Annotated in this window: 6 protein-coding genes; 5 read left to right on the top strand and 1 reads right to left on the bottom strand. The window is 72.8% G+C overall.

The window, feature by feature from the left end:
* Positions 1 to 1,476 (bottom strand): flavin monoamine oxidase family protein (locus QH270_RS27165; RefSeq protein ID WP_280346891.1); only part of this gene is annotated, 1,476 nt, incomplete at its 3' end.
* A 224-nt stretch (positions 1,477 to 1,700) separates the two neighbouring features.
* Between QH270_RS27165 and QH270_RS27160 the strand changes: the two genes are divergently transcribed.
* The 5 genes from QH270_RS27160 to QH270_RS27140 all read left to right on the top strand — a co-directional run bounded on the left by QH270_RS27160 (position 1,701) and on the right by QH270_RS27140 (position 6,968).
* A complete protein-coding gene (locus tag QH270_RS27160) occupies positions 1,701 to 2,684 on the top strand; it encodes an esterase/lipase family protein (protein ID WP_280346890.1) in 984 nt (327 codons plus the stop codon).
* A gap of 57 nt (positions 2,685 to 2,741) precedes the next feature.
* The gene (locus tag QH270_RS27155) at positions 2,742 to 3,410 is read left to right on the top strand and encodes a DNA alkylation repair protein (protein ID WP_280346889.1); all 669 of its coding nucleotides are present in this window, start codon (positions 2,742 to 2,744) and stop codon (positions 3,408 to 3,410) included.
* A gap of 53 nt (positions 3,411 to 3,463) precedes the next feature.
* Entirely contained in the window at positions 3,464 to 4,003 is a 540-nt protein-coding gene (gene def, locus QH270_RS27150) for a peptide deformylase (RefSeq protein ID WP_280346888.1), read from the top strand.
* Complete coding sequence (gene fmt, locus QH270_RS27145) at positions 4,003 to 4,926, top strand: methionyl-tRNA formyltransferase (RefSeq protein WP_280346887.1); 924 nt, start codon at positions 4,003 to 4,005, stop codon at positions 4,924 to 4,926. Before def ends, fmt begins: the two co-directional genes overlap by 1 nt.
* A 728-nt stretch (positions 4,927 to 5,654) precedes the next feature.
* A complete protein-coding gene (locus QH270_RS27140; RefSeq protein ID WP_432420435.1) occupies positions 5,655 to 6,968 on the top strand; it encodes an RsmB/NOP family class I SAM-dependent RNA methyltransferase in 1,314 nt (437 codons plus the stop codon).
* Positions 6,969 to 7,255: the final 287 nt, after the last annotated feature.

Raw genomic sequence — 7,255 nt, 5'->3', positions numbered from 1 at the left:
ATGACATACAGCTGCTCTGCCTCGTGTGAATCGGGGAAATCGTGCGTTTCGAACAGGGAGACGGTGCGCAATTCCGCACCGCGCTCCCGGGCCACCGCGGCGAACAACGCCTGGGAGGCGGTGTTGCCGGGTGAGCCCGGGGGGGGCGGCGCGCCCCCCGGGGGTGCGCGCCCCGTCCATGTACCCGTTCCACACCGTCGCCGATTCGGCTCCGGCCCAATGGATCCGGCCGACCGGGGCGCGGACGGTGTCGCGGTAGGCGGTCCAGCCGCCGGGCGGCAGGTAGCCGCCGTAACAGCCCCTGGTCCACTCCTCCTGGCTCCAGTCCTTCTCCAGGTAGCGCAGGGGATCGGCGGCCGCGGGGCCGAAATGCCGGGCGAAACAACCGAGCACCTCGGCGCGGCGCTCGGGCAGCGGCAGCCGGCCGAGCCTGCGCGCGTGATTCGCCTCGAGGAAGCCGAGCAGGACGCCCTTGGCGCCGTCGGGCGGGGAGTTGTCGTAACACAGCTTCACCGGGCCGACGTCGCTGGTCGCCTGGCCGTTGAGGCCGTCGCGCCGCCAGAACGGTTCGGGATACACGGCCATGCACTTGACCACCGAGCCCTGAACGAAGCGCTGCGCCAACTGATCCCGGTGACCGGGCAGCGGCGGGTCGTAGCTGATCCGCGCGGTGAGTGTGGGCGGGATGGCCACGATCACCGCCCGGGCGCGCACCGTGTGCCGGTCGCCGACGACGGTGACGTCGAGGTCGGTGGTCTCGATCCGGCGCACCGGATTCGACAGCTCGACCGCCTCGCCCAGCTGTCGTGCCATTTCCTCGGCGATGCGCTGCGTACCTCCGACCACGCGCCAGTGCTGGGCGCCGCCGGTCGTCGAGGTGAGCTGATCGATGCCGCCGCCGGAGTGGAGATAGAACAGGAAGTGCAGCAGCGACAGGTCGGCGGGTTCGGCGGCGAAGACCGCCTGGCACACCAGGGCGCACACGTCCCGGCCGCCCTGGGTCCGCACGTGGCGGCGCAGCCAGGTGTCGAGGGTCTGACTGTCCCACTCGGCGGCGCGGGGCGCGGTCCACGGCGCCTCCAGCGGCACCTTGCGGGCCATCCGGTCCAGGCGCAGCTGGGCCTGGGCGACGTCGGCGAGCACGTGCGGCGGCAGCGCGGGGACGTTCCCGCGGTACCGCCTGGAGCGGCCACGGAACTCGACGAGGGTGTCGCCGTGCTGGTGGGTGGCGTGCAGTTCGAGCCCGAGTTCGGTGACGAGATCGAGGACGCGATGCTGGGTCGGCCCGATCCATTGGCCGCCGACCTCGACGATGTGCTCGTCGTCGATCGGCTCGTTCAGCGTGCGTCCGCCGACGCGGTCGCGGGCCTCGAGCACGCGCACGCGGTGGCCGCGATCGTGGAGCTTCCTGGCGGCGGCGAGTCCGGCCAGCCCCGCGCCGACCACCACGACATCACAAACTTCCGGTCCCGTCACGATGACCCTCCGGCGAAGTCTTCCTGAACGATTGTCCAGTTCAAGGATAGTTCGGTCGGGATCGGCGGGGACCGGAATGGCCGAGGTCGCGGCGTGTCGAGGCCGTGTCGCGACGACCCTGAAAATTAGGGGCAAAGAATACCCGGTTTCGAGGATGCGAAACCCGCGCCGGTCGGGTACTTGTTTGGGATATGGAACAACGGAATCGGTTGTGGGGTTGGGGAATGGCACAAAAGCGACGCGCGGGCGCGCTCGCGGTGGCGGTCGTCGCGGCGTTCGGGGTGCACGCCGCGGCACCGGTCGCCGCCGCGCCCGCGGGGTATCGGCCCCCGGTGGTGCCGACCGAGGCCGGACCGCGGCAGAGTGACCATCTCTCCGCCGCGCGGTATATCGACACCCACCCCTCCGCTGTTCCGTTGGGGGTCAACGACTTCGGCTGCCGGCCAACGGCCGCGCATCCGCGTCCGGTGGTGCTCGTGCACGGTACCGACTCCAGCGCCTACTCCGACTGGGCGGGGATCGGTCCGCAGCTCGTCGACGCGGGCATGTGCGTGTTCGCGCTGAACTACGGCGGCGCGCCGGGCGCCGACACCTTCGGCACCGAGGACATGCGCATCAGCTTCGCCCAGCTCGCCGCGTTCGTCGACGACGTGCTCGCGGCCACCGGCGCGGCGAAGGTCGACCTCGTCGGGTTCTCGCAGGGCGCCAACGTCAGCCGGTACTACGTGAACAAGCTCGGCGGCGCGCCGAAGGTCGGCACCTGGGTCGGGCTGGCCTCCCCGAGCTACGGCGGGGTCATGTACGGGCTGGTCCCGGTCGGGCAGGCGATTCCGGGGATGATGGACGTCTACGCCAAGGTCACCTCGACCGCCGCGGTCCAGCAGGCGCAGGGCGAGCCGCTGATGGTCGAGCTCAACGCCGGCGGCGACACCGTCCCCGGCGTCCGGTACGTGACGGTGGGCAGCCGGGTCGACGAGATGATCCAGCCCTTCGACAACATCGCCCTGCACGGCCCCGGCGCGGAGAACCTCGTCCTGCAGGACCTGTGCGCCGACGACATGACCGGCCACTTCCACCTGGTCTACGACCCGTTCGTGCAGCAACTGCTGCTGCGGGTGCTCGACCCCGAGCACGCGCCGGCGCCGGTCTGCCGGCCGGTATCGCTCGGCACCGGCATTCCCCAGGTGATCATCGCGGGCAACTCCTGACGCCGGTCTCCTGTCCTCTCGTAGGCTGGCATTCCCCAGGGAGGACAGGAGGCCCCGGTGCCCGAGGAGACCGTGCCCGCGTTGCTGGCCGAGCTGGCCGCGCTCGACAACCCGAAGATCCGGGCCGTCAACGAGAAACACGGCGACGATCACGGCGTGAACCTCACCCAGCTGCGCGCCGTCGCGAAACGGCTGAAGACCCAGCAGGACCTGGCGCGCGAGCTGTGGGCGACCGGCGACACCGCCGCACGCCTGCTGGCGCTGCTGATCTGCCGCCCGAAGGCCTACGACCGCGCCGAGCTCGACACCATGCTCCGCGACGCCCGCACCCCCAAGGTGCACGACTGGCTCGTCAACTACGTGGTGAAGAAGAACCCGCACGCCGAGGACCTGCGGCTGTCCTGGTTCACCGACCCCGACCCGGTGGTCGCGAGCGCGGGCTGGGCGCTGACCAGCGAGCGTGTCGTGAAACGGCCCGACGGGCTGGACCTGGCCGCGCTCCTCGACACCATCGAGGCCGAGATGGCCGACGCGCCCGACCGGCTGCAATGGGCGATGAACACCTGCCTCGCCCAGATCGGCATCGAGCATCCCGGATACCGGGCCAGGGCCTTGGACATCGGGGAGCGCTTGAAAGTGCTCGCGGACTACCCGACCCCGCCGAACTGCACCTCCCCGTTCGCGCCGATCTGGATCACCGAGATGGTGCGGCGGCAACAGGCCTGAGGCGCGGTCCATAGAATAGGACGACCGCCCATCGTCCAGCCGGGAGCCGCCGCGTGACCATCCAGCCCGTTCGCCTGTTCGGCGATCCGATTCTGCGTTCCCGTGCGGATGCGGTGACCGAGTTCGGGGCCGAACTGGCCCAGCTCGTCGCCGACCTCACCGAGACCATGCACGACGACGGTGGCGTCGGCATGGCGGCGCCGCAGATCGGGGTCGGGCTGCGGGTGTTCGTCTACGACACCGGCGACGCCGCCGGGCACGTGGTGAATCCGGTGTGGACCGCGATCGGCGACGACGAACAGGTCGGACCGGAAGGCTGCCTGTCGATTCCCGGTGTGCGCTACGACGTGCGCCGCGCGCTGCGCGTGCACGTCACCGGAGTGGACCGGACCGGCGCCCCGATCGACTTCGAGGCCACGGAATTGCTGGCGCGGTGCGTGCAGCACGAGACCGACCACCTCGACGGCGTGCTGTTCATCAACAAGCTCGAGCCCGCCGACCGCAAGGACGCCATGCGGACCATCCGCGAATCCGACTGGTTCAAGGCGGGCATCACCGTGCGCGAGTCCAGCGGTGTCGGCGGTGGCCACTGATGCGCCTGGTCTTCGCCGGCACGCCCGAACCCGCGGTGCCCTCCCTGCGCAGGCTGATCGAGAGCGAACGCCATGAGGTCGTCGCGGTGGTCACCCGGCCCGACGCGGTCGCCGGCCGCGGGCGCAAGATCATGCGCTCGCCGGTCGGACAGCTCGCCGACGAGCACGGCATCCCCGTGCTCACCCCGGCCAAGCCTGCCGACCCGGAGTTCATCGCCGCGCTCACCGAGCTGAACCCGGACTGCTGTCCGGTGGTGGCCTACGGCGCCCTGCTGCCCCAGCGAGTGCTCGACATCCCCCGGCACGGCTGGATCAATCTGCACTTCTCGCTGCTGCCGGCCTGGCGCGGCGCGGCGCCGGTCCAGGCGGCGATCGACGCGGGCGACGACATGACGGGCGCGTCGACCTTTCTCATCGAGGCGGGCCTGGACACCGGCCCGGTCTACGGCGTGATGACCGAGCCGGTCGAGGTCACCGACACCGCGGGCGAACTGCTCGCCCGGCTCGCCGACGCGGGCGCCGTACTGCTGGAGAAGACCCTCGACGGAGTGGAAGACGGGACCCTGCGCGCGGTTCCGCAGGCCACCGACGGCGTGTCCTACGCGCCGAAGGTCACCGTGGAGGCGGGCCGGATCCGCTTCGACGAGCCCGCGCTGGCCATCCACCGCCGAATCCGCGCCGTCACCCCGGCGCCGGGGGCGTGGACCGAGATGAACGGACTGCGCCTCAAGCTCGGTCCCGTGGAGATGGTGGAGGAAACCTTGCCCGAACGCGAGATCGAGGTGCGCAAGACCGGCGTCTTCGTCGGCACGGCCACCACGGCGGTCCGCCTCGGCCGGGTCCAGCCTCCCGGCAAGAAGATGATGAACGCCCTCGACTGGGCCCGCGGCGCCCGCCTGGCCCCCGGCACGGTGATCGGATGAGTGCCTCCGACCGCAGGCGTCGCCGCGAAGCCGACCAGCGCTCCGGCGCGGCACCACGGGACGATCGCAAAGTGACCGGCAAGAACGTCGACGGCGGCTGGGCGGCGCGCGCCGCGAAGGGCGGCGGCACCGTACCGGCAGGCGAGGACCGCCGCTCGGGTTCGGATCGTGGCGGCTCGCGCGCGGGTGGTTTCCGCTGGTCGGACGACCGGGGCTCCACCGCGTCCCGCCGCGCCGACAGCCGCCGCGGCGACGCTGTCGGCGACCGGCGTGCCGGCGCCGACCGTCCCGACGAGCGCCGATCCGGTGGCGGACGCGGTGCCGCCGATGAGCGCCGTGTCGATGGTGGTCGTGGCGATGCCGGCGACCGCCGTTCCGGTGGCGGCGGCACGGCGGACCAGCGATTCGGCGACAGCGGCGAGCGGCGTTCGGGCGGTGGCCGCGGTGGCTCGGTCGGCGGGGGCGGCCGGCGCGAAGATCGTTCCGGTGGTGCGCGCTCGGGCGGGCAGGGGCGTGGTGCCGGGAGTCGGTCCGGCGCGGAACGTGATGTGCGGGGCGGGGATTCGCAGCGGGTCCGGACCGGCGGCGATGCCAGGGCGGGGCGCGATGCCCCGGGTGGCGGGCGGCCCGCGGAGCGCGGTGGCGGGCGGCGGCGGGACGAGCGGGCCGATCCGAGCGTGCCGAGCCCGCGCAAGCGGCGTGGGGAGCCGGTGGATCCGGCGCGCGAGGTGGCCCTCGATGTGCTGCGCGCGGTGCGGGACCGGGAGGCTTACGCGAATCTCGTGCTGCCGAAGCTGTTGCGGGAGCGCAAGATCAGCGGGCGCGACGCGGCGTTCGCGACCGAACTCACCTATGGTGCCTGCCGATCGCTCGGCCAGCTCGACGCGGTGATCGCGGCGTGCGCGGGGCGTCCGGTCGCCGAGATCGACGGACCGATCCTCGACATCCTGCGGCTCGGCGTCTACCAGCTGCTGCGCACCCGCATCGGCGCGCACGCCGCGGTGGACACCTCGGTCGACCTGGCCAGGGCCGAATTCGGCCAGGGGCGTGCGGGATTCGTCAACGCGGTGCTGCGGCGCGCGGGGGAGAAGACCGCCGAGCAGTGGGTGGCCGAACTGGCGCCCACCGATCCCGTCGGCGCGCTCGCCTTCGAACACGCCCATCCGACCTGGATCGCCCAGGCCTTCGCCGACGCGCTCGGCGCCGAGGCCGGGGAGCTGGCCGACCTGCTCGCCGCCGACGACGCGCGCCCGCTCGTGCACCTGGTCGCGCGGCCCGGCGAGATCACCGCCGAGGAACTGGCCCTGGTCACCGGCGGCGAGGAAGGACGCTGGTCGCCGTATGCCGTCTACCTCGACGGCGGCGACCCCGGACAGCTGGAGCCGGTCCGCGACGGCATCGCCGCGGTGCAGGACGAGGGCAGCCAGCTGGTGGCCCTCGCGCTCACCAGGGCGCCGCTGCACGGCCCCGACCAGGGTCGCTGGCTGGACCTGTGCGCCGGTCCCGGTGGTAAGGCCGCGCTGCTCGGCGCCCTCGCCGCGATCGACCTGTTCACCGTCGACGCCGTCGAACCGGCCGCACACCGCGCCGAACTGGTCCGCAAGTCGACCAGGGACCTGCCGGTCACCGTGCACGTCGCCGACGGCCGCGACAGCGGTCTCGCCCCCGGCTACGACCGGATCCTCGTCGACGCGCCGTGCACCGGACTCGGTGCCCTGCGCCGCCGCCCCGAGGCGCGCTGGCGGCGCACCCCGGCCGACGTCCCGGAACTGGTCACTCTGCAGCGCGAACTCCTCGGCGCCGCCTGGGATCTGCTGCGCCCTGGCGGCGTGGTCGTGTACTCCACGTGCTCGCCGCACCTGTCCGAAACCCTGGGTGTCGTCGGCGATTTCGTCCGCCGCTCCGGGGCCGAACAACTCGACACCCGCGATTGCCTGCCGGGCGTCACCGGCATCGGCGACGGACCGTCGGCTCAACTCTGGCCGCACCGCCACGGCACCGACGCGATGTTCGTCGCGGCCCTGCGCAAGCCGCTCGACTGACGGCGGGGGGGGGGGGGGGGGGGGCGCGGGGGCCGGGCCCCCCCCCGCCCCCCCCCCCCCCGCCCCCCCGCCCCGCCCCCCCCCGGCGCCCCGGCCCCGCCCGCCCCCCCCCCCCCCCCCCCCCCCCCCCCCCCCCCCCCCCCCCGGGGACAGGAGGGGCCGCGAACTCGAGCGCGCCAGCGCTCCGAAAACCCTGTCGGTGCGGCGTGGCATCATGCGGGGACCATGGAACTCCGAAAGGGCGCGCATGCGCCGGTGCCGACATCGCTTCTCGCCGTGGTTCTTTC

The organism is Nocardia neocaledoniensis (genome assembly GCF_029868625.1).
GTDB classification, from domain to species: Bacteria; Actinomycetota; Actinomycetes; order Mycobacteriales; family Mycobacteriaceae; genus Nocardia; species Nocardia neocaledoniensis_A.
This window is presented reverse-complemented; position numbering and strand designations above follow the sequence as displayed.